This window comes from Mucilaginibacter sp. PPCGB 2223 (assembly GCF_001705515.1).
GTDB lineage: Bacteria > Bacteroidota > Bacteroidia > Sphingobacteriales > Sphingobacteriaceae > Mucilaginibacter.
Window position 1 is genome coordinate 671481 of the sequence record NZ_MDJS01000003.1, and the last position, 20496, is coordinate 691976.

Sequence of the window (20496 nt, forward strand, 5' to 3'; positions counted from 1 at the left end):
CGAAGAATACCTATGTGTTACAGGAGCGCGCGTTAGGGATAGCAACGCCTGCCTGTCGGCAGACAGGGATACCGGCCATGTGATGGGCTGAGAGCAGGCCGTGGCTAATGCCTTGTGCAGTATGAGTGCCCGCCTGCCGGACGGGCAGGGATAGCCCGGGCCGCAGGCAACGCCCTTTAGAAAGTCGAAAGGAAAAATTAAAAAGTCAAAAAATGATTGGCATACCCCTCCCCGGGTGGGGTGCTGAAGCAAGTTAGCATGACTTCTTAAAAAAAACCCGAAGTCGGACATCCGAATTCCGGAATCGAAAAAATACCCATAAATACCCATGTGTTCAATAGTAACCGGTGTAATCCCAACCAAACTTTTTTACCGACAAAATGCCAACGCTTACCGAATATTACAGCAGATTACCAAAATTGCTTTGCCCTATTACAAATGTTATGTTAGTTTTATAACATAATTTAATAATACCCCTTACAAATGAGCATCGATATAGAAAATAAAGAAAATAAAGACAGGAACAGGGAGCCCGGCAAAAACAAAGCCCTTGCAGGCATGATATTGCTTTTGGTGGGCATGGTTTTCCTGGTACATAAATTAAACATTATCCTTTTCCCATACTGGATATTTGACGGCTGGATGATCCTGATCATCTTCGGTTTATACATAGGCGCCAAGCATAATTTCAGGAACATAGCCTGGCTGATACTGGTGGTGATAGGCGGGCTGAATTTGCTGGAGGATATTTTTCCGAAGGCAAGTTTTAACGATGCCATATTTCCGATAATCATTATTGCGATAGGCATCCGGCTTATCATCAACCGTAATAAACCCTGGAACAGGGACCGCTGGAACAAAGAGCAATGGAAAGAACAGTGGAAAGGGCAATGGGACTGGAGAAACCACGCCGGGCCAAAACCAGGTGAGGAACAAGGAGATATCCCAAAAGAGGAAAAGGGTTTCGATTATAAAACCTTCTACGGCGACGATTACCTTGATGCTACCTCTGTTTTCAGCGGTGTAAAAAAGAAAGTGCTTTCGAAAGATTTTAAGGGCGGCGATATCACCAACTTTTTTGGCGGCTGCGATGTGGATTTCACTTCGGCGGATATTTCGGGCCGGGTGGTGATCGATGTAACACAGGTGTTCGGCGGCATTAAGCTGATCGTGCCGCCGCACTGGCACGTTACCTCGGATATGGTATCGCTTTTTGCCGGGTTTGACGACAAGCGCCTGCAAAAAAGCGATTACGGCAGCGACAAGATACTGGTGCTGAAAGGTACATCCATCTTCGCCGGTGTGGAGATACGCAGCTATTAAGCTGCCGGTCTACGGGAAAAAATCAAACCAAAACTATAAACAGACCTGGACTAACTTGGCAACAAATCAAGGAATTGCAACAAAAATCGGCTGGTCGCTGGCGGCCTGCTGCCTCATCTGGATGGGGCTGCAGGCTTATATCATTTATGGCTTCGGCTTTAAATGGTATATCGCGCTGGTTGATAGTTTTTGCAATACCATTTTACTGATCGGCGCCTGCTGGCTTATCAACAATAACCTGCGCTATTACCAGCCTGGCACTAAAGGGTATATCAACCTGGTGGTTTGGTGCGCCGCCCTGTCGGGCCTGTGTATCTTGATATCTCGCTGGAGCCTGCCCTACCTGCTCGATGATAAAGCTTACAAAGCCTTCTTCTCACAGTCGCTCGTCATTCGCTTTTTTGTGGGTTTTCTGGCCATTGGCTGTATGGCCATGGTTAGTGTAATTTATTACACCCAGCTCGATCAGAAAGAGAACGACCAGCGTAAAGCCGACGCCGAGCGGCTTGCCCGCGAGGCGGAACTGTATAACCTGCGCCAGCAACTGCAGCCGCATTTTTTGTTTAATAGTTTAAACTCGATCAATGCATTGATCGGTTTGCGGCCGGATGAAGCGCGCAAGATGATCCATCAGCTGAGCGACTTTTTGCGGGGGACATTGAAAAAAGACGACCAAGAGCCGGTACCGCTATCGGAAGAATTGCAACACCTGCAACTGTACCTCGATATCGAAAAGGTACGTTTCGGGCACCGTTTGGAGGCCGAGATCAGCTGCGATGCCAAAAGCGGAAGCATGAAATTACCGCCCATGCTGCTGCAGCCTATTGTGGAAAATGCTATTAAATTTGGATTGTATGACACGACTGAAAATGTTGTGATCAGCATACGTGCCGAGGTTAACGATAATTACTTAGTTTTGATGGTGCAAAACCCTTACGACGCGCAAACTACGCGGCCGCGTAAGGGCACAGGCTTTGGCCTGAGCGGGGTGCAGCGGCGCTTATACCTGCTTTTTGCCCGTAACGACCTGGTGGAGACTTTTGCCGAAGACAATATTTTTACAACTATAATCAAAGTGCCCCAAGCATGAAGAAAGCTTTAATTATTGATGATGAGCCACTGGCGCGCATGGTGGTACGCGAGTATTTGCAGGATTTTCCGCAGATTGAAGTACTGCAGGAATGCGGTGATGGTTTTGAAGGCGTAAAGGCCATCAACCAGTTGCAGCCCGACCTGGTATTCCTGGATGTGCAGATGCCCAAGATCAATGGTTTTGAAATGCTCGAGCTGGTGGAGAGCCAGCCGGCCGTGATCTTCACCACAGCGTTTGATGAGTATGCGATCAAAGCTTTCGAAACCCATGCGGTTGATTACCTGCTGAAACCTTTCAGTAAGGACAGGTTTCATAAAGCCGTCGAAAAATATGTAAACCAGGCCACCGCTGCGCCAGTCGCAACTAAGAATACCGAAGAACTCATCAATTCGGTGATACCACCATCGCCGTCGCAGCACGAGCGCATCGTGGTAAAAACAGGTACTAAAGTAAAGATCATCCCGGTGCAGGATGTGATCTATCTCGAAGCCGACGATGACTATGTGAGCATCCACACTGCCGAAGGCTCGTTCCTGAAAAATAAAACGATGGGTTTCTTTGAGCAAACTTTAGATTCCAGCCAGTTTGTGCGCGTGCACCGCAGCTATATCCTGGCCGTACAACAGATCACCCGTATCGACCCGTACGAAAAAGACGCGCATATCGCTATCCTCAAATCGGGCGATAAGATACCGGTGAGTAAGACGGGATATGTGAAGCTGAAAGCGGTGTTGGGGATATAACGATGAGTGGTGAATAGAGAGCGGTGAGCAGCCCTATTTTTCGCTATACAAAATTTGTGAAACATCGATTACTGAGCCTGATTCCGTCAAGTGCGTATGTTTATCTTTTGCAGAGCTTATGAAGACCTACATACTGTATCCTTGTTTGATATTGTTTTTATTTGCAGTTAGCAACTGTAGTCCGCAGGGCGACCCTTATTACACTGACCATGGTGACTGGGATGATTCGCGATTTCCGTTAATTAAGCCTTATGAAGCACTTTGTCTGAACGGCAGTAAAGATTGGTTTGTGCAGATGATACCCGATTCGGTAAGCGTGACCTCGATACCGGGTGTAAGGAAAATAAATATCATCCACCAGATGATTTTGATTTATGGGATCAAGACCGTCGTAAACTTTCAGCAAGCTAAAGAGGGCTGGTTCGTGATAATACCAGCCCAACACATACGCAAGGATTTTACCTTACATCAAGAATACCTGAATTATCTTAACACGATCAACATCAAAAACGAACCTAAACTGTATGAAGCGGGAAAGATATGTGAATATTTTGGAAAACGAGATACCATTGACTGGAAACGTATTGATGATGACTGAACTTTCGATCAAACGACATATTACTTTCGCATTTTACTGATCGCAACCTTTAACTCCTCCGGCCGCTGAGTGCCGATGACCAGTTTGCTGCCATCGGTTTTGGTGATGACCAGGCCCTTGCCCCAATTGGTATTGTATATGGTGCCGTATTGCCTGCTTAGCCGCATACCCAGGCCGAACGAACGGTAAGGTATCACATCCATCGAGGCAATATCGGCGAGCCGGAGCTCATTGAGCTTATTCCCTTTGATACCGAAACCGTAATAAATGGCATCCCGCTCAACAACAGTAAATAGCTTAAAATAACAGAAACCGAGTACTAATGGCAGCCCAACCAGTAGCACGATTACAATAAGCGAACCATTAGAGGCGGGCTTATCACCTACAGGATTACCCGTAATAACCTGGTAAATTAAAATGCCCAATAAGGGCATTAAGGTGACAATCAGAATGAGCCATAGCCACCATTGCCTGAATTTTTGTATTTCGCTGAACAATATTTCTTTTTCCATTGGGTTTAGGTTAAGCGCGATACAAGATAGCTAATTTATGCGAGTATCAAGTTTTTTACCTGCCGTTCAGCATTCTACAGGACAGTTAATCGGCAGCGATCAATAACTTTGCAAAAACGCCTTAACCGGGCTATAAACCAAACTCATTTGAACCTGAATTAATACATGAAGAAGATATTTTTAGTATTCGCCTGTGCCTGTTTATCTGCGGGCAATATCATCGCGCAAAGCAAAAAACCGGCAACTGCAACCGTTTGGCCGCAGATCACCAAAGAAATGCAACCCTGGACACGCTGGTGGTGGATGGGAAACGCTGTCGACAATAAAAATACAGTGCACCTGTTGGAATTGTATCATAAGGCCGGGTTTGGCGGCGTTGAGGTGACGCCGATTTACGGCGCCATAGGTTACGAGAACCGCTACCTGCAATTTTTATCGCCGCAGTGGATGAGCGCGCTCGATTTCACTATCCAGAAAGCAAAAGCCTTAGGCATGGGTGTGGATATGAACACCGGCACGGGCTGGCCGTTCGGCGGGCCGCAGATCAAGGCCGGGAATGCTGCCGGCAAGCTGATCATTCAAACATATAAACTGGCTGCCGGCGAAACGTTGAACAGCAAGATTGTGGTGAACGATGCCCGGCAGGCAAAAAATGCTGCCGTTCTGCAGGCGGTGATTGCTTATGGCGATAAAGGCGAAGTGCTCGATATTACCAATAAGGTAAGTACTGATGGCAGCCTGAACTGGAAACCTGCTGAGGGTAAATGGGATATTTATGCGGCCTTTAGCGGTAAAACCCTGCAACAGGTAAAGCGGGCAGCTCCGGGCGGCGAGGGTTTTGTGATGGATCACCTGTCAAGAATCGCGGTTGACACTTACCTGAAACGTTTTGATGAGGCTTTTAAAGGCAAGTCGCCAGGCATAGGTTCGTACTTTAACGATAGTTACGAAGTGTACGGTGCAAGCTGGTCGCCCGGTTTTTTTGACGAGTTTCAGCGCCGCCGCGGGTACGACCTTCGCCTGCATCTGAACGAGCTGAACAGCAGCGAAAATACCGAAAAGGTAGCCCGGGTGAAGATCGACTATCGCGAAACCATGAGCCAGATGCTGCTGGATAATTTCACCCTCACCTGGACGAACTGGGCTCACCATTACGGCAGCCTGACACGCAACCAATCGCACGGATCGCCGGGTAATTTACTCGATCTGTACGGCGCGGTTGATATACCCGAATGCGAAACCTTTGGCTCGAGCCATTTTGATATACCCGGTCTGCGCCGCGACAGCGCCGATGTGCGCAATGTTGACCCCGACCCGATGATGCTGAAATTCGCTTCGTCGGCAGGGCATGTAAACGGCCGCAGATACGCCACATCCGAAACCTTTACCTGGCTAACCGAGCATTTTAAAGGTTCGCTATCGCAATGCAAACCCGAATTGGAGCAGGTATTTTTAGCGGGCGTTAACCATGTTTACTTTCATGGCACAACCTACTCGCCAGATGACATCGCGTTCCCGGGATGGTTATTTTACGCGTCGACAAACTTTGTACCCAACAATAGCTGGTGGGATCATTTACCAGGTTTAAACAATTATATCGCCCGCTGCCAGTCGGTTTTGCAGGCAGGTAAACCCGATAACGAACTCCTGATCTACTGGCCGGTGTATGATGCCTGGGCCAACACCAAAGGCATGGAAATGCAACTGGCCATCCATGATATCAATCAATGGCTGCGCCCGACGGATTTCTACAAAGCATCCATGGAGCTGCAAAAAGCCGGTTATTCGTTCGATTTTATATCCGATAAACAGATCGGGGGTTCGAGCGTAGTTAACGGACAGATAGTCACCAAAGCCGATGCCCAGAGCCGCAAAGTGCTGGTTGTGCCCGCTTGCCGTTTTATGCCTTTAGGTACGCTGGATAAGATTATTGCTCTTGCTCAGGCCGGGGCAACCGTCATTATGCAAAAACTGCCCGAAGACGTGCCGGGGTTGGCAAACCTCGAAGTGCGCCAGTCAAAACTAAAAAGCTCACTGGTTGCGCTAAAATTTAACGATTTGCCAAATGGGGTTAAGCAATGTAAAACCGGCACGGGGCAAATATTGCTCACGGCTGATGTCCAAAAGGCGTTGGAATATAGAGATATGAAAGGCGAAGCCCTGGTAACTACCGGCCTCAAATTCATCCGCCGTTCTATCGCCGGGGGTAAATACTACTTTATTGTTAACCATACTCCCGAAGCTATTGATACCGATTTGCCCTTGAATGTTAAAGCGGTTTCGGTTGTGATTATGGACCCGCAGAGCGGCGCTTATGGCCTGGCAAAATCATCAGCTAATGGTAATACAACCAACGTCCATGTTCAATTACAGCCCGGCGAAGCAGTTATCTTAAAGGCTAATAGCACACCTGTTGCCCTGATTGCCAAATGGAAGTATATCGAAAAAACAGATGCGCCTTTAACTATAGGTGGTAACTGGGCATTGCACTTTACTAAAGGCGGCCCGGTTGTTCCTGCCGATCAACAGCTTTCGGATCTGAAATCGTGGACTGCCCTGAACGACCCCAATGCAGTATCCTTCTCGGGGAGCGGCGAATACACCACTACCTTTGATCTGCCGGTTAAAAAAGCCTCAGATTATATCCTGAACCTGGGCAAGGTTTGCGAAAGTGCGCACGTATATATCAACGGGCAGGATGCGGGTATCTTCTGGAGCATTCCGTTCAGTGCGCGGGTGGGTAAATACCTCAAACCAGGTAACAACACCATCAAGGTCGAAATAGATAACCTGATGGCTAACCACATCCGGTATATGGATCAGAACGGTATACAATGGCGCAAATACCACGAGATCAACTTTGTGAATATCAACTATCAGCCTTTTGATGCTTCTAAATGGTCGCCGATGCCTTCGGGTTTGCTGGGGCCGGTTACTTTAACGCCGGTAGAATAATTTGTAACACACCGCTTAGGTAAGTGTCTATATTTAAAGATACTTACCTAAGCCTATGCAGATTGTACTAAAACCTATCGCTACAGTAAGAAATAAACGGACCGGACCCATCGACGATTTTTGGGGCGATACCATTTCGGAAATCACCCTGGCCGACGATATCCCGACCGAAGCGCTGGACAACATCGAAGCTTTCTCGCACCTCGAGATCATTTATTACTTCGACCAGGTAGATCAAAGCAAGATAGTTTACGCAGGACACCCGCGTGGTAATCCCGACTATCCTAAAATGGGCATTTTGTGCCAGCGTAAAAAAGACAGGCCCAACCGGCTTGGCCTTTGCACCGTCGAACTGGTGGAACACACCGGCCGTACTATCAAAGTAAAATACCTCGACGCTATCGACGGTACGCCAGTGCTGGATATCAAACCGGTGATGAAAGAGTTTACCCTTAACGGCGAGATCAAACAACCCGCTTGGGTTGCCGATCTGATGAGGGATTATTGGAAGTGCTAAGCTGCAAAGTGGTTTAACTGGGGGCATTGCCCCAAATAAATAAAATATTATTTTTGATCGATGGCAAAGATCAAATCCGGTTGGTTTAAACTCGTACTCCGAATCTTAAAATTAGCGGCTATAGCCTTTGTAGGCATCAGCGTGCTTTGGGTAATTGTCTATCGCTTCGTCGATCCGCCTGTTACCTGGCTGATGATACAGCGCGGCTTTGAACGCAAATCGGCCGGTAAGGATTGGAAGATCGATAAAAAATGGGTGAACTTTGACGATATTGCCGACCCGATGAAGCGCGCCGCCGTTGCGGCCGAAGACGCTACATTTTTAGAGAACCATGGGTTCGACTTTAAAGCCATGGAACGTGCCATCGATAACAACACCAAAAAGAACAGCCACAAACTGGTGGGAGGCAGCACCATTACCCAGCAAACTGCGAAAAACGTTTTCCTGTGGTCGGGCCGGTCGTATGTGCGTAAAGCTTTCGAGGCCTGGTTTACCCTGCTTATCAATATTTTTTGGAGTAAGCAGCGCGTGCTCGAAGTTTATTTGAATGAGATCGAGATGGGCGATGGTATTTACGGAGTCGAGGCTGCATCGCAGGCTTATTTTCATATCCCGGCATCGCAGCTCAACAAACAGCAGGCTGCATTGATTGCCGCCGTTTGGCCCAATCCGTTAAAATGGTCGCCCGCCGCGCCGACAGGGTATATCTATCACCGCCAGTATGTGATTATGAAAAACATGCGCAGGCTTGGGCCGATGGATTTTTAGAGAGCTGAAAGCGATTTTTTTGATAATTAGCTCGAATTGTAAGGGCGTGCCCCTTGGGGTCGGGCTATACGCTCATACTGCACTGGCCTTAGCCATGGGCCGGTATCCGCTGCTATCCCTCACGCAGATAGAATCCGAAATCGAAATTGGAAATCCGAAATCACGACTGATACTTCCAGTTCCGGCTTTTGCCCTCGCTTATCCACTCCAGGGCCTGCTCCATCCGTTTTTGTTTGGTCGCTTCCGATTTGGCATCCACAAACCACTCGATATATTCCTTTTTTTTCGATGGGCTGAACTTTTCGAAATGCGCACTGGCATCGGCATTGCCTGCCAGCATATCTGCAAATTCGGGCGGCATTATGGCTTCTTTTTTTTCGGTGGCGGGTTTGGGCCTGGGCGCGGATTTAATGCCGTCTTTATTTAATTGAACGGCTTCCTGTATATAAGCGATCAGGATATTATCGGCCGGCAGGTCGGCAAGGCTGCTTATTCGCCCCAAATTTCCTGCTGCCGATTCTGCGTCATCCAATTTAAGCACCTTATGTGGGTCGGTCAGCAATCTCGCTTTCCAGAAACCAAAGCCAAGATGCTGCTTAAAAGCGGCTATCTGGCAAACCGGGCCGTTATAATCAAAAAAAGGGTGCCCCCATTTCAGTTTTTCCTCAACACCGGGGCAAGCCTGGTGTATCAGCAGGCGCAAATGGGTGATGATAGGTTTGGCAAAATCGGCCGACTTGGCGATATATGCGTCGAAAGCTGGTGTAAAGTTTTCCATCAAACTAAAATACAAGTTCGGCGCGAAAAAGTATTATACTATTTTATTGATCTCTGCAATTTTGATATCCCAGTCGAGCGCGTAGGTTTTTTCGGTAGCCTTAAGGTATTGGTAAATGATGGCTGCTCTTCGCAGTAAAAGATTTGAACGAGGCTGAGCAGATTGAGCTTTCGCAGAAGCGTAAAGCAGATCGGCCAGCTGATTCAGATGATGTTGTTTTACACCATAAGTGTTTGTAAGCGTATCGATAAAATTATTTTCGGGGATATCTGCTATATCATCAAGACCAAGTATCAATTCGTCTTTCAATTTCTCATTAACCTGTGCAACGGCTTCCTGTGTGTTGGTGAAAGCCCCTTGCCCGGTTAACTTTGCCAGCATGGCGGCCAGCGCTTTAGCCAGTTGGTCTATTTGTTTCTTGAGGCGATCTTCCTGGCCCATTGATATGTTACGCAGTTACCAAACCGCCAAACACCTGCCGGTGCCAGCTGTTTTTAAAAGGTACTTCCCATTTGGTATCCAGGTCTGCTAAGGTTGGTACCAGGTTGTTGTATACGATGGTTTCGGCATCAACCTTGCCTTGTTTGATGAGCTCTTCAAACTCAAAACGCCCAACCGATTTGATCTCTTCCCCATCGCGGTAAGCAATATTGAAACGATCGAACAGGGTGATATTAAACTCCTGCTCCAAAGCTTTCATCAGGTTAACCGATTTATCTATCGAGCAACCGCTTGCGCCGGCTTGGGTTTCATCCACAATTAAAACCAGGAAGCGGTTATAACGTATTTCAAACCCGGCTTTTAACTGGTTGTTATGTGCCGTCCAGCCGGTGGTGAAATCGGCAAGTACATGGCTGATGCGTGCAACCTCAGCTTCAGTCAGTTCGCGTGTCGACTGATAGATCCAGACTTTTGAATTTTCGGAGAAGTTCATAATTACAAAGGTAACAAATAATTGGCTTTCACTTTCGCGCGATGGTGTCATTGCAGTATCAAACTATGCGGCAATAAAAAAGCCCACCGGTATCACACCGGCAGGCCAGGTTATAATTGGTCAGTTAAAAAAAAGAGCGTTATAGGCCGTTCGCTCTTGCGGTGATTTCGGCTATGTCTAAAACCTGTATTTCCTGTTCTTTCTCAAAATGTTTTACACCGTCGCGCAGCATCGTCATACAGAAAGGGCAGCCTGCGGCTATCACTTTAGCATCAGTGCCGATGGCTTCTTCAACGCGCTCAACGTTAATGTCTTTGTTTCCTTTTTCGGGCTCCTTAAACATTTGCGCACCGCCGGCACCGCAGCACAGGCCATTGGTTTTGCAGCGTTTCATCTCTACCAGTTCGGTATCCAGAATCTCTAACGCTTTGCGCGGGGCTTCGTAAACACCGTTGGCGCGGCCCAGGTAACACGGATCGTGATAGGTGATCTTTTTACCTTTGAAACTTTCACCGCCTTCGGCTTTTAATTTGCCCTCGTCAATCAGTTGCTGGATGAGCTGGGTATGGTGGATCACCTCGTAATTACCACCCAAACCGGCATACTCGTTCTTAATCGTATTGAAGCAATGCGGGCAGCCGGTTACTATTTTTTTGATGTTATAACCGTTCAGCACCTGGATATTGGTCATGGCCTGCATCTGGAACAAGAACTCGTTACCGGCCCGTTTGGCAGGGTCGCCGGTACAGCTTTCTTCGGTGCCCAGTACGGCGTAACTTATGCCTGTGTGCTGCAATATTTTGCAGATATCGCGGGTTATTTTCTGCGCGCGTTCGTCAAAACTGCCTGCACATCCTACCCAGAATAAAATATCGGGTTCGTTGCCGGCGGCTGCCATTTCGGCCATGGTTGGTATATGTAGTTCGCTCATTGGTTCATTAGTCATTCATTCATTGGTGTTTAATTTGCACATCCACACATCTGCATATTTGCACATCACACTTCATTCGCCCAGTTAAACCTGTCGGCCGGGCTGTATTTCCAGGGCGCGCCATTGTTCTCTACGTTACCAAACATATTATTCAGGCTTGCGGGTGCCTGGCTTTCTTCCATTACGATATATCTCCGCATTTCGGTGATGATCTCGAGCGGGTTGATATTTACCGGGCATGCTTCGGTACAGGCGTTACAGCTTGTGCAAGCCCAAAGTTCTTCGCGGCTGATGTAATGATCCAACAGCGATTTATCATCCTTAAAATCAGCGCCGTTTTTATCGATGTTATTGCCCATTTCGGTTATCCGGTCGCGGGTATCCATCATAATTTTGCGCGGCGAAAGCAACTTGCCCGTAATATTGGCCGGGCAAACCGAAGTACAGCGCCCGCATTCGGTGCAGGTATAGGCTTCCATCAGGTTTTTCCAGGTGAGGTCGGTTACATCCTTTGCACCAAAACGGCCGGGCTCGCCCGTGGTTTCGGGCACGAACGATGGATCGAGCATGGCCTTAACCTCGGTAGTAACCGAAGCCATATTGGTAAATTTACCTTTCGGATTCAAATTTGAATAATACGTATTGGGGAAAGCCAGCAGGATATGGAAATGTTTGGAGTAAGGCAGGTAGTTTAAAAATGCCAGTATACCGATGATGTGGAACCACCAGCAGCCGCGTTCAATCATTTCTAAAGCATTGGCACTATCAGGCAGTAATGGATTTAAGAAATTGCTTACCGGGAAGCTTCCGGCTTGTATGTAGTGACCAAAGTTTAACAGTTGCAGTTTGTGATCGGCTGCGTTCATGGTCAGGAATGCCGTCATTAATAAAATTTCGGTAATGAGGATATAGTTTGCATCCGATTTTGGCCATGAGGTCATCTCGATACCAGTGAAGCGTTTCAGATGAGCGATATTCCTACGGCACAAGAACACCACGCAGGATAACAATACCGATATTGCCAACACCTCAAAACTGCCTATCAGTAAACCATACAAGCCACCTAAAAAGCCCGAAAACACCCGGTGTGTGCCAAACAGGCCGTCGATCAGTATCTCCAGCACTTCGATGTTGATGATCACAAAGCCTATATAAACAAAAAGGTGCAGCAGCGCCGCGAACGGGCGTTTAACCATTTTACTTTGGCCAAGTGCAACTTTAGCCATCGTCTTCCAGCGCAGGGTTGGGTTATCGCTGCGGTCGGTATCCTTACCCAGTAAAATATTGCGCCTTATTGTTTTTACGTTTTTGCTGAACAGGTAAATGGCAGCAGCCAGGACGATTAGAAATAGGATCTGTGCTATCATTATGCATGCATAGTATTTAAACCGAAATTACTTAAATCATCCGAAAAGCAAAATGTTTTTTACAAATAAAGCGAGGCTGGAGTATGTTTTTACCAATGCGGAAGGATTTTTCAAAAAAAGTTTCGATAAATAAAAAAACACGCTACATTTGCAATCCCAAACGGAAGGGTACCATAGCTCAGATGGTAGAGCAAAGGACTGAAAATCCTTGTGTCACTGGTTCGATCCCAGTTGGTACCACTTGACTGGACAAAGAGTAAAATCTACTTTTTGTCCAGTTTTTTTTGGTGTCAACTCTCTGTTAATCAATCCGATATTGACGCCCAAATCATTGATCCGACCGGTTCGATGTTTTAGATCGGAATACACGACCCTGCCCGGAAACAAAGCACTGAAGATTTCTCGCTGTTTTTTGATGTTCAGATGGAAGAAACGTTCGTTCAAATCGACAAAATTACAGAGTGCTTTTTTGATTGTTACGTCCATTCCAGGAGTCGATTGTACTACCTCCGGCAGCCTGGCTTCCAGTACTCTTAATTTCTTCTCTGCCTCGGTTTTTATTTCCCGGTATTCTGCCGGGTCGAGCTGATCTTTTAGCATTAGATCCATCGCCTTACTCATTCTGCTCTGTTGCTCCTTCATTTCATCCAGCACCTGTTGCCGCGCATCCTTTTCGGTGCCTTTTAAGTTCGTATAGGCTTTTAAGGCGCTTGAAACGCAACCCGGTGATATAAAATGAATAATGCGGCACTGAATAAATTTTGCCTTATCGAAGCATTATTTAATTGCTAAATAAATTATAACAAGGTTATTCAGATTAATTAAGGAGTTTACCGTCGTTTTTATAAAAGCTGCAATGCACCACAAGCAGCCTCGATTTGTTGTGTGTTGTGAGCGTTATGGTACTATCGGTTTTCGTTAAGTCGTATTCCCCGTTTTTAAAACCATACGTTATCCATATTTCAGTACCTGTTTTGCTTCTGCCTGGTAAAACCTTTTGCGAAAAACTAACCGAAGTTATGCCGGTTAAAAGAGCAAAAACTAAAAAAAGATTTCATAATACATCTGTTATATAAGAAATGGCGTATCCTACTATCTAAGATACGCCATTCTTTTGTTCGTGAGCATTCGCCCTTATTCGTGTTTTTACTTTCTTACGCTTACTTTATAAACAGTAGTGCTATGGAAAGTTTGGCCGGGCCTTAATACCGTGTTCGGGAATTTAGGCTGGTTTGGCGAATCGGGATAGTGTTGCGTTTCTAAACAAAAAGCGGTGTGCTGCTGAATTTTCTTTCCGTCGTCGGTCACTAACGATCCATCTAAAAAATTGCCGGTATAAAATTGTATAGCTGGCTGGGTAGTCAGAACTTCCAACTGCCTTCCGGTAAGCGAATCGTAAACAACAGCTGCCTGGTGCAGTTTGGTGCTATCGCTATCGGTCAATACAAAGTTATGGTCGTAGCCTATCGGGTCGCCTTTTAACTCATTGAAGTGTGTTCCAATTTTTATGGGTTTAGTTAAATCAAACGCAGTGCCTTTTACAGCTTTTACTTCGCCGGTAGGTATCAGGTCAGGCCCAACCGGAGTATAATGATCGGCATTGATCTGTATTTCCTCGTCGATAATCGTATTCGTCGGGTCGGCACTTAAGTTAAAATAGCTATGGTTAGTGAGGTTTATCGGCGTAGCCTTATCGGTAGTGGCGGTGTATTCTATCTTCAACTCATCGGCATCGGTTAAAGTATATTTCACGGTTACCTTTAAGTTACCGGGGTAGCCTTCTTCGCCATCTTTACTTAAATAAGTCAGCGTTAACGATGGGATAGAGTCAACAACAGGTTCGGCGGTCCAGATCACTTTATCAAAACCTTTGTTGCCGCCGTGCAGGTGGTTGGTATGATCGTTCGTGGCCAGGGTATAGGTTTTACCATCCAAGGTAAACTTGCCTTTGGCTATGCGGTTACCGTAGCGGCCAATGAGCGCGCCAAAGTAAGGTACTTTAGCGGTGTATTTGGTGGCGCTGCCAAAGCCTAATACGATGTTGCCCATTTTGCCGTCTTTATCGGGCGTTATCCACGAGGTTACTTTGCCGCCGTAGTTGGATATTTGCACCTGTACGCCCTCTTTGTTGGTAAGCGTGTAAAGATCGACGTCGGTACTATCTACCTTGTCCCATTTTATTTTGGTGATGCCTGCTTTTGCTGCGTCGTTAGTGGTTTTTGTCATACACGATGTAAAAATTGAGCCTGCTATCAGGATGCCTGATAAGCCGGTCAAAAATATTCTTTTTTTCATTGGATTGGTTTTGTTTTTTTAATGGAAATGAAGCTATCATCAGCTCTGCTAATTTTGGTTTTTTAAGCGGTAGCTTATAATGGTTTCTTTGGATTTATATTTGGTTTTAACGGATGCTCTGTCAATAATAAAAAATTCCTCCGGATAATGCGCCTTATTTTAATTCTAACACCACAACCGAGTGCGGCGGGATGCTGGCAACCAGTTCGTCGCCTTCTTTTTTGGCATTGGTGAACGTTGCTATTTTTATTTTACCCGGATTTTCGAAGGTATTGATATCGGTAATATGAGCTGAAGTTAGGATCTGCCCGGTAACAGTTTTCCAGTTCAACCCGGTTAAAGCCGAGCGGATATTGATGCTTTTATTATTATCAATATTTACCAGCGAAATATGGATAGCGTTGCTGGCATCGACCGAGGCCGACACATTTAAGGCCGGTAATTTATTGCCGCCTACTTCGTAATCGGGCGATTCGAACTTAACAGGCAGGTATCTGGCATCCTGGTGTACTTTGTACAGATCGAAAACATGATAGGTTGGCGTTAGCAGCATTTTTTCTTTATCGGTCAGGATCAGCGCCTGTAAAACATTAATGGTTTGAGCCAGGTTAGCCATTTTTACACGTTCGCAGTGGTTGTTGAAAATATTTAAGGTTGATGCCGCGATCAAAGCATCGCGCAGGCTGTTTTGTTGGTACAATACGCCATGGTCGCCGGGTTCAGGATCGGTCCAGATGCCCCATTCATCAACCACCAAAGCCACTTTTTTTGCAGGGTCGTACTTGTCCATAATGGCCGAATGTTTGGTTACGATCTCGTCCATCTCGAGGCAGTTTTTCATGGTATTAAAATACTGCGCCTCATCAAAGTCAGTAGCCGAACCTTTTTTGTTCCAGTTACCGGTTGGCAAGGTATACCAGTGCAGGGTAAGGCCCCACATATGGGTACCTATCTGCTTCATGCACACTTCGGTCCAGTTGTAATCTTTCCCGTTCGAACCGCTGGCGATGCGTTTTAGCGGAGTACCCGGATAATCGCGGGCGTAGGTAGCATACCTGCGGTAATTTTCGCTGTAAAATTCGGGCGTCATGTTGCCGCCGCAGCCCCAGCTTTCGTTACCGACGCCCCAAAACGTTACTTTAAAAGGTTCAGGATGGCCGTTGGCTTTGCGCATTTCGGTTACGGTAGTTGATGCAGAACCATTCAGGTATTCCACCCATTTGGCCATTTCTTCCACGGTACCGCTGCCTACGTTACCGGCAATATAAGGCTCGGTATGCAGCAGGCTGCACAATTCCAAAAACTCGTGCGTACCAAAACTGTTATCCTCGCTTACCCCACCCCAGTTGGTGTTTACCATTTTGGGGCGCTGATCGCGCGGGCCGATACCGTCGCGCCAGTGGTATTCGTCGGCAAAGCAGCCGCCGGGCCAGCGCAGGTTGGGTATTTTAATTTTTTTCAGGGCCTCAACAATATCCAGGCGGATGCGATCCTGCTTGGCTACCGGTAGTTTTGGGTCGACCCAGAAACCGCCGTAAATGCAGCGCCCTAAATGCTCCGAAAACTGCCCGTAGATGTGGCGGCTGATGGTGAGTTTAGAGTCGTCGTTAGTAATAGTTAGCTTGGTTGCCGATTGTGTGTAGCCTTGATACGATAACAAGGCTATCAGGGCAAGTAACAGAAAAGATTTTTTCATACAGGTTTTTTTGGTTAGATAATAAAAGCATTGGCAGCCTTTCGGGAAACTAAGATAGGAAGATTTTAAAATAAACGTCTATTTAACAATTATTTTTTATCATAATAAATCCTGACCGATCTTATATTGTCCTGATTTTTTCTATTAATTTGCTACATTTATCAATTAGATTACTGCGATCAAATGAGTAAATATCCTCAGCAAAAACGTATGCTGATAGCCATTGACTGTATAGTTTTTGGCTTTGACGGCGAAAATTTAAAGCTGCTGCTGATACAGCGTGCCATCGAACCCGAAAAAAATAAGTGGAGCCTGATGGGCGGTTTTGTTGAACCCGACGAAAGCATTGATGACGCGGCTAACAGCATACTGAAAAAACTAACCGGGCTTGAAGGTGTTTACCTGGAGCAGATGCAGGCATTCGGCGAGGTTAAGCGCGATCCGGGCGAACGGATTGTGAGTATTGCTTATTTCGCGCTGATTGACATACACCAGTACGAGCAGCAGATCAGCCATGAATATCATGCCGAGTGGTTCCACATGGATCAGATCCCGTCGCTGATCTTCGATCATAACCAAATGGTTGATACGGCGCGTAAAAAACTGCGATATAAAGCTGCACTGCACCCTATCCTGTTCGAGCTGCTGCCCGAGAAGTTTACTATCCCGCAACTGCAGGCACTTTACGAAGGCATTTACGACAGCGTGTTCGATAAGCGGAACTTTAGCCGCAAGATATTATCGACCGGGCTACTGATCAAACAACAGGAAAAGGATAAACTGAACTCAAAAAAAGGGGCGTTTTATTATAAACTGGATAAAGGAAAATACAACGAGAACTTCCACGCGTTTTTGAATTTGATACCGAACCCGGATCATCTGCAGTTGATATAAGGCTTAGCCGTTGGTGCGACTATCAGCACGCTGTCTGTTGAGGATGGTAATCGCATTATCGGCAAGTTCGTCTGTAAGACCGATTGATGCGCTGGTAAGCACCAAATTATTTTTGATATGGGCGGGTAATTCACTCAGCCTCTTGTCATCGTCGAGTATCACAAATTCTTCGTTGGGGATATGTTGGGTTCTGTACCAACTTAAAATTTCATCCGCCCTACTATCTTCCAAGCTATCGCTTGCTAACCGATCGATCATTTCAGCGTTAATACCCCTCACTTTAAAAATACTGTGCCATTGCCTTATCGTATAATTATTTTTATGCGAAGTAGTAAGCAACAGAGAAGCATTGGTTTCGGTAATGATTTTGTGAAGCGCTCTTATTGACCGCGAATTGAACATAGGAAAGCCATCCGGCAATATCTCGGGCTTGCTCCACGAGTTTGCAGGTAACATCACACCGTCTATGTCTAATAATATCAGCATTAGACAAATGTAAAGTTAAATGTGGCAATTAAGCTTATGCCAACATCCTACAATAACTCACTAACCCGCTACAGTAAATAATTGCCCAAAAATTTCCGAATCTGAAAATATAAGTGTTATTTAGACACGAAAACCAATTATGCAAATGGATACTTATGTTATTGGCGTTGACTACGGGAGCGATTCGGTACGTTCGGTAATTGTCGATGCCCAAAATGGCCGCGAACTGGCTTCTTCTGTGTTTTATTATCCACGCTGGCAGCAGGGCCTGTATTGTAACGCGCCGCAAAACCAGTTCAGGCAGCACCCGTTGGATTATATCGAAGGTTTAGAAACCACCATAAAAGATTGTATCGCGAAAGCCGGCGGCGCAAGCATAGCTGCAGGCATTAAAGCTATAGCTGTTGATACCACAGGTTCGACGCCCGTTGCAGTGGACGAAAGCGGTACGCCATTAGCATTGCTGCCCGGTTTTGAAAGCAACCCCCACGCCATGTTTGTGTTGTGGAAGGATCATACCGGTATTAAGGAAGCCCAGGAAATAAACGAACACGCCACGAAGTTCGATACCAATTATTTACAATATGTAGGCGGGATATACTCGTCGGAATGGTTTTGGGCCAAGCTGCTGCGCACCCTGCGTGCCGACGAACAGGTACGCAACGCTTTATACAGCTGGGTTGAGCATTGCGACTGGATACCGTTTTTGCTAACCGGCGGTACCAAAGCATCCGAAATAAAACGCGGTCGCTGTTCGGCAGGCCACAAAGCTTTATGGGCGGCCGAATTTGGCGGGCTGCCGCCGGATGAATTCTTCTCGTCGCTCGATCCGCTTTTGACAGGTATTACTGATAAATTATTTAAAGAAACATATACTTCTGACGTACCTGCCGGAAATTTAAGCGCCGAATGGGCACAGCGTTTGGGGCTTTCGACCGATGTCGTTGTTGGCGTAGGTGCTTTTGATGCGCACATGGGCGCTGTAGGCGGGCAGATAGAGCCTTATCATTTAAGCAAAGTGATGGGTACTTCTACCTGTGATATTTTGGTGGCCCCTACTACCGACCTGGACGGCAAGCTCATTAAAGGTATCTGCGGGCAGGTTGACGGCTCGGTAATACCGGGTATGCTGGGCATGGAGGCCGGGCAATCAGCATTTGGCGATACCTATGCCTGGTTCCGCAACCTGCTGGCATGGCCGCTGCAAAATTTATTGTCGCAATCAAAGCTGATCGATGCACAAACCGCCGGTGCTTTGAAAGAAGAACTGACCGGCAAGATCATAGCCGAGCTAAGCAAGCAGGCGGCCTTATTACCTGTCGACGAAAACGAATTGGCTGTTGACTGGTTCAACGGCCGCCGCACGCCCGATGCCAACCAGGAGCTGAAAGGCGCCATCAGCGGTTTGGGTTTGGGCAGCGATGCACCACGGGTGTTTAAGGCGCTGGCGGAAGCTACCTGCTTTGGCGCTAAAAAGATCGTCGACCGCTTTATCAGCGAAGGCGTACCTGTTAAAGGGATCATCGGTGTGGGTGGTGTGGCCCGAAAATCGCCGTATATTATGCAGATGATGGCCAATGTACTTGGTATGCCTATCCGCATCCATAAGCACGAGCAAACCTGCGCTATGGGCGCCGCCATGTTTGCAGCAGCAGCGGCCGGTATTTACCCGAATGTGGAAGCAGCTATGGCAGCCATGGGCAGCGGTTTTGATATGGAATATTTCCCGCAACACGAAAGCCAGGCCATTTATGCTAAACGTTACGAACAATACAACAAATTAGGCGGCTTTATTGAGCAGCAAACAAAATAGAATAATGAGCAAATACAGTCATATACAAGAGGAGGCGTACCATGCCAATATGGAATTGCCAAAGTTGAACCTGGTGATCTTTACCTTTGGGAATGTGAGCGCGGTAGACCGTGATTTAGGCGTATTCGCCATTAAACCGAGCGGTGTGCCTTATGAGGATCTGACACCCGAGAGCATGGTGATTGTGGATTTTGACGGTAATACAGTAGCCGGCAAGCTGCGCCCGTCGTCGGATACAAAAACCCACGCTGTTTTATATAAACATTGGGACAGCATAGGCGGCATAGTGCATACGCACTCGACCTACGCTACGGCATGGGCGCAATCGCTGCGGGATATCCCGATCTTTGGGACTACGCATGCCGATTACAATACGGTGGACATTCCCTGCGCACCGCCCATGAGCGATGAGATGATCAAAGGTGATTACGAATATCAAACCGGTTTCCAGATCATGGAGTGCCTGCAGGAAAAAGGCATGAGCTATAAAGAGGTCGAAATGGTTTTAGTGGGTAATCACGCGCCGTTTACCTGGGGTAAAAACGCGCATAAAGCGGTACATAACAGCGCTGTATTGGAAGCCATCGCGCAAATGGCTTTATTGACCGAACAGATAAACCCGAACGCGCCACGCCTGAAAAATGCTTTGATCAATAAGCATTATGAGCGTAAGCATGGCGAGGGGAGTTATTACGGACAGTAAGTGTTAGTCTGGAGTCGTGAGTTCTGAGTCTGGAGTCAAAAAAAGGACTCAGGACTAAAGACTCGAGACTCAGGACTGGATTCCGCGTTA

The 20496-nt window shown here is 46.8% G+C and carries 20 protein-coding genes and 1 tRNA gene; 11 read left to right on the plus strand and 10 right to left on the minus strand.

Annotated features, from left to right (window positions below; translation table 11 throughout):
* Nucleotides 1-483: 483 nt before the first annotated feature.
* From BEL04_RS17720 to BEL04_RS17735, 4 genes are all read left to right on the plus strand, one after another.
* The gene (locus BEL04_RS17720) at nucleotides 484-1323 is read left to right on the plus strand and encodes a LiaF domain-containing protein (protein ID WP_066006113.1); all 840 of its coding nucleotides are present in this window, start codon (nucleotides 484-486) and stop codon (nucleotides 1321-1323) included.
* Between the two features lie 55 nt (nucleotides 1324-1378).
* Entirely contained in the window at nucleotides 1379-2413 is a 1035-nt protein-coding gene (locus BEL04_RS17725; RefSeq protein WP_066006258.1) for a sensor histidine kinase, read from the plus strand.
* A complete protein-coding gene (locus BEL04_RS17730; protein ID WP_066006114.1) occupies nucleotides 2410-3159 on the plus strand; it encodes a LytTR family DNA-binding domain-containing protein in 750 nt (249 codons plus the stop codon). Before BEL04_RS17725 ends, BEL04_RS17730 begins: the two co-directional genes overlap by 4 nt.
* A gap of 118 nt (nucleotides 3160-3277) precedes the next feature.
* Nucleotides 3278-3757 carry a hypothetical protein gene (locus tag BEL04_RS17735; protein WP_066006115.1) on the plus strand — a complete coding sequence of 160 codons (480 nt, stop codon included), beginning with the start codon at nucleotides 3278-3280 and terminating at the stop codon, nucleotides 3755-3757.
* Between the two features lie 20 nt (nucleotides 3758-3777).
* On the opposite strand, the gene BEL04_RS17740 is transcribed toward BEL04_RS17735, so the two are convergent.
* On the minus strand, nucleotides 3778-4269 hold the full coding sequence (locus BEL04_RS17740) for a hypothetical protein (protein WP_083227978.1): 492 nt from the start codon (nucleotides 4267-4269) through the stop codon (nucleotides 3778-3780).
* Between the two features lie 165 nt (nucleotides 4270-4434).
* On the opposite strand from BEL04_RS17740, the gene BEL04_RS17745 reads away from it, so the two are divergent.
* The 3 genes from BEL04_RS17745 to mtgA are packed head-to-tail and all read left to right on the plus strand — an operon-like array spanning nucleotide 4435 to nucleotide 8509.
* Entirely contained in the window at nucleotides 4435-7224 is a 2790-nt protein-coding gene (locus BEL04_RS17745) for a glycosyl hydrolase (RefSeq protein WP_066006116.1), read from the plus strand.
* 55 nt (nucleotides 7225-7279) lie between these two features.
* A complete protein-coding gene (gene tsaA / locus BEL04_RS17750) occupies nucleotides 7280-7741 on the plus strand; it encodes a tRNA (N6-threonylcarbamoyladenosine(37)-N6)-methyltransferase TrmO (RefSeq protein WP_066006117.1) in 462 nt (153 codons plus the stop codon).
* Nucleotides 7742-7801: 60 nt separating this feature from the next.
* Complete coding sequence (mtgA, locus tag BEL04_RS17755) at nucleotides 7802-8509, plus strand: monofunctional biosynthetic peptidoglycan transglycosylase (RefSeq protein WP_066006118.1); 708 nt, start codon at nucleotides 7802-7804, stop codon at nucleotides 8507-8509.
* Between the two features lie 160 nt (nucleotides 8510-8669).
* Here mtgA and BEL04_RS17760 read toward each other — a convergent pair whose 3' ends face one another.
* From BEL04_RS17760 to BEL04_RS17780, 5 genes are all read right to left on the minus strand, one after another.
* On the minus strand, nucleotides 8670-9287 hold the full coding sequence (locus BEL04_RS17760) for a YdeI family protein (protein ID WP_066006119.1): 618 nt from the start codon (nucleotides 9285-9287) through the stop codon (nucleotides 8670-8672).
* A 33-nt stretch (nucleotides 9288-9320) separates the two neighbouring features.
* Complete coding sequence (locus BEL04_RS17765; protein ID WP_066006120.1) at nucleotides 9321-9728, minus strand: hypothetical protein; 408 nt, start codon at nucleotides 9726-9728, stop codon at nucleotides 9321-9323.
* A gap of 7 nt (nucleotides 9729-9735) precedes the next feature.
* Nucleotides 9736-10221 carry an ABC transporter ATPase gene (locus tag BEL04_RS17770; RefSeq protein WP_066006260.1) on the minus strand — a complete coding sequence of 162 codons (486 nt, stop codon included), beginning with the start codon at nucleotides 10219-10221 and terminating at the stop codon, nucleotides 9736-9738.
* A 139-nt stretch (nucleotides 10222-10360) separates the two neighbouring features.
* Nucleotides 10361-11167, minus strand: coding sequence for a (Fe-S)-binding protein (locus BEL04_RS17775; RefSeq protein ID WP_254659593.1), 807 nt, complete (start codon nucleotides 11165-11167; stop codon nucleotides 10361-10363).
* A 50-nt stretch (nucleotides 11168-11217) separates the two neighbouring features.
* Complete coding sequence (locus tag BEL04_RS17780; protein ID WP_066006122.1) at nucleotides 11218-12519, minus strand: (Fe-S)-binding protein; 1302 nt, start codon at nucleotides 12517-12519, stop codon at nucleotides 11218-11220.
* A gap of 167 nt (nucleotides 12520-12686) precedes the next feature.
* Between BEL04_RS17780 and BEL04_RS17785 the strand changes: the two genes are divergently transcribed.
* Nucleotides 12687-12759: transfer RNA gene (locus tag BEL04_RS17785), tRNA-Phe, on the plus strand.
* On the opposite strand, the gene BEL04_RS23885 is transcribed toward BEL04_RS17785, so the two are convergent.
* From BEL04_RS23885 to BEL04_RS17795, 3 genes are all read right to left on the minus strand, one after another.
* Nucleotides 12733-13161, minus strand: coding sequence for a hypothetical protein (locus tag BEL04_RS23885; RefSeq protein WP_139113091.1), 429 nt, complete (start codon nucleotides 13159-13161; stop codon nucleotides 12733-12735). The two genes, BEL04_RS17785 and BEL04_RS23885, sit on opposite strands and share 27 nt — an antisense overlap.
* 504 nt (nucleotides 13162-13665) lie before the next feature.
* Nucleotides 13666-14814 carry an aldose epimerase family protein gene (locus BEL04_RS17790; RefSeq protein ID WP_066006123.1) on the minus strand — a complete coding sequence of 383 codons (1149 nt, stop codon included), beginning with the start codon at nucleotides 14812-14814 and terminating at the stop codon, nucleotides 13666-13668.
* A gap of 154 nt (nucleotides 14815-14968) precedes the next feature.
* Nucleotides 14969-16510, minus strand: a complete 1542-nt coding sequence (locus tag BEL04_RS17795; RefSeq protein WP_066006124.1) for an alpha-N-arabinofuranosidase — start codon at nucleotides 16508-16510, stop codon at nucleotides 14969-14971.
* Nucleotides 16511-16693: 183 nt separating this feature from the next.
* On the opposite strand from BEL04_RS17795, the gene BEL04_RS17800 reads away from it, so the two are divergent.
* Nucleotides 16694-17404 (plus strand): NUDIX hydrolase, encoded by a 711-nt coding sequence (locus BEL04_RS17800; protein ID WP_066006125.1) that lies wholly within the window; start codon nucleotides 16694-16696, stop codon nucleotides 17402-17404.
* 3 nt (nucleotides 17405-17407) lie between these two features.
* On the opposite strand, the gene BEL04_RS17805 is transcribed toward BEL04_RS17800, so the two are convergent.
* Nucleotides 17408-17890: an HAD domain-containing protein gene (locus tag BEL04_RS17805; protein WP_066006126.1), complete on the minus strand. Its 483-nt coding sequence runs from the start codon at nucleotides 17888-17890 to the stop codon at nucleotides 17408-17410.
* Between the two features lie 139 nt (nucleotides 17891-18029).
* Between BEL04_RS17805 and BEL04_RS17810 the strand changes: the two genes are divergently transcribed.
* Together BEL04_RS17810 and BEL04_RS17815 are read left to right on the plus strand one after the other, a co-directional pair.
* A complete protein-coding gene (locus BEL04_RS17810; protein ID WP_066006127.1) occupies nucleotides 18030-19703 on the plus strand; it encodes a ribulokinase in 1674 nt (557 codons plus the stop codon).
* A 4-nt stretch (nucleotides 19704-19707) separates the two neighbouring features.
* Nucleotides 19708-20406 carry an L-ribulose-5-phosphate 4-epimerase gene (locus BEL04_RS17815; protein WP_066006128.1) on the plus strand — a complete coding sequence of 233 codons (699 nt, stop codon included), beginning with the start codon at nucleotides 19708-19710 and terminating at the stop codon, nucleotides 20404-20406.
* The last annotated feature ends 90 nt before the right edge of the window (nucleotides 20407-20496 follow it).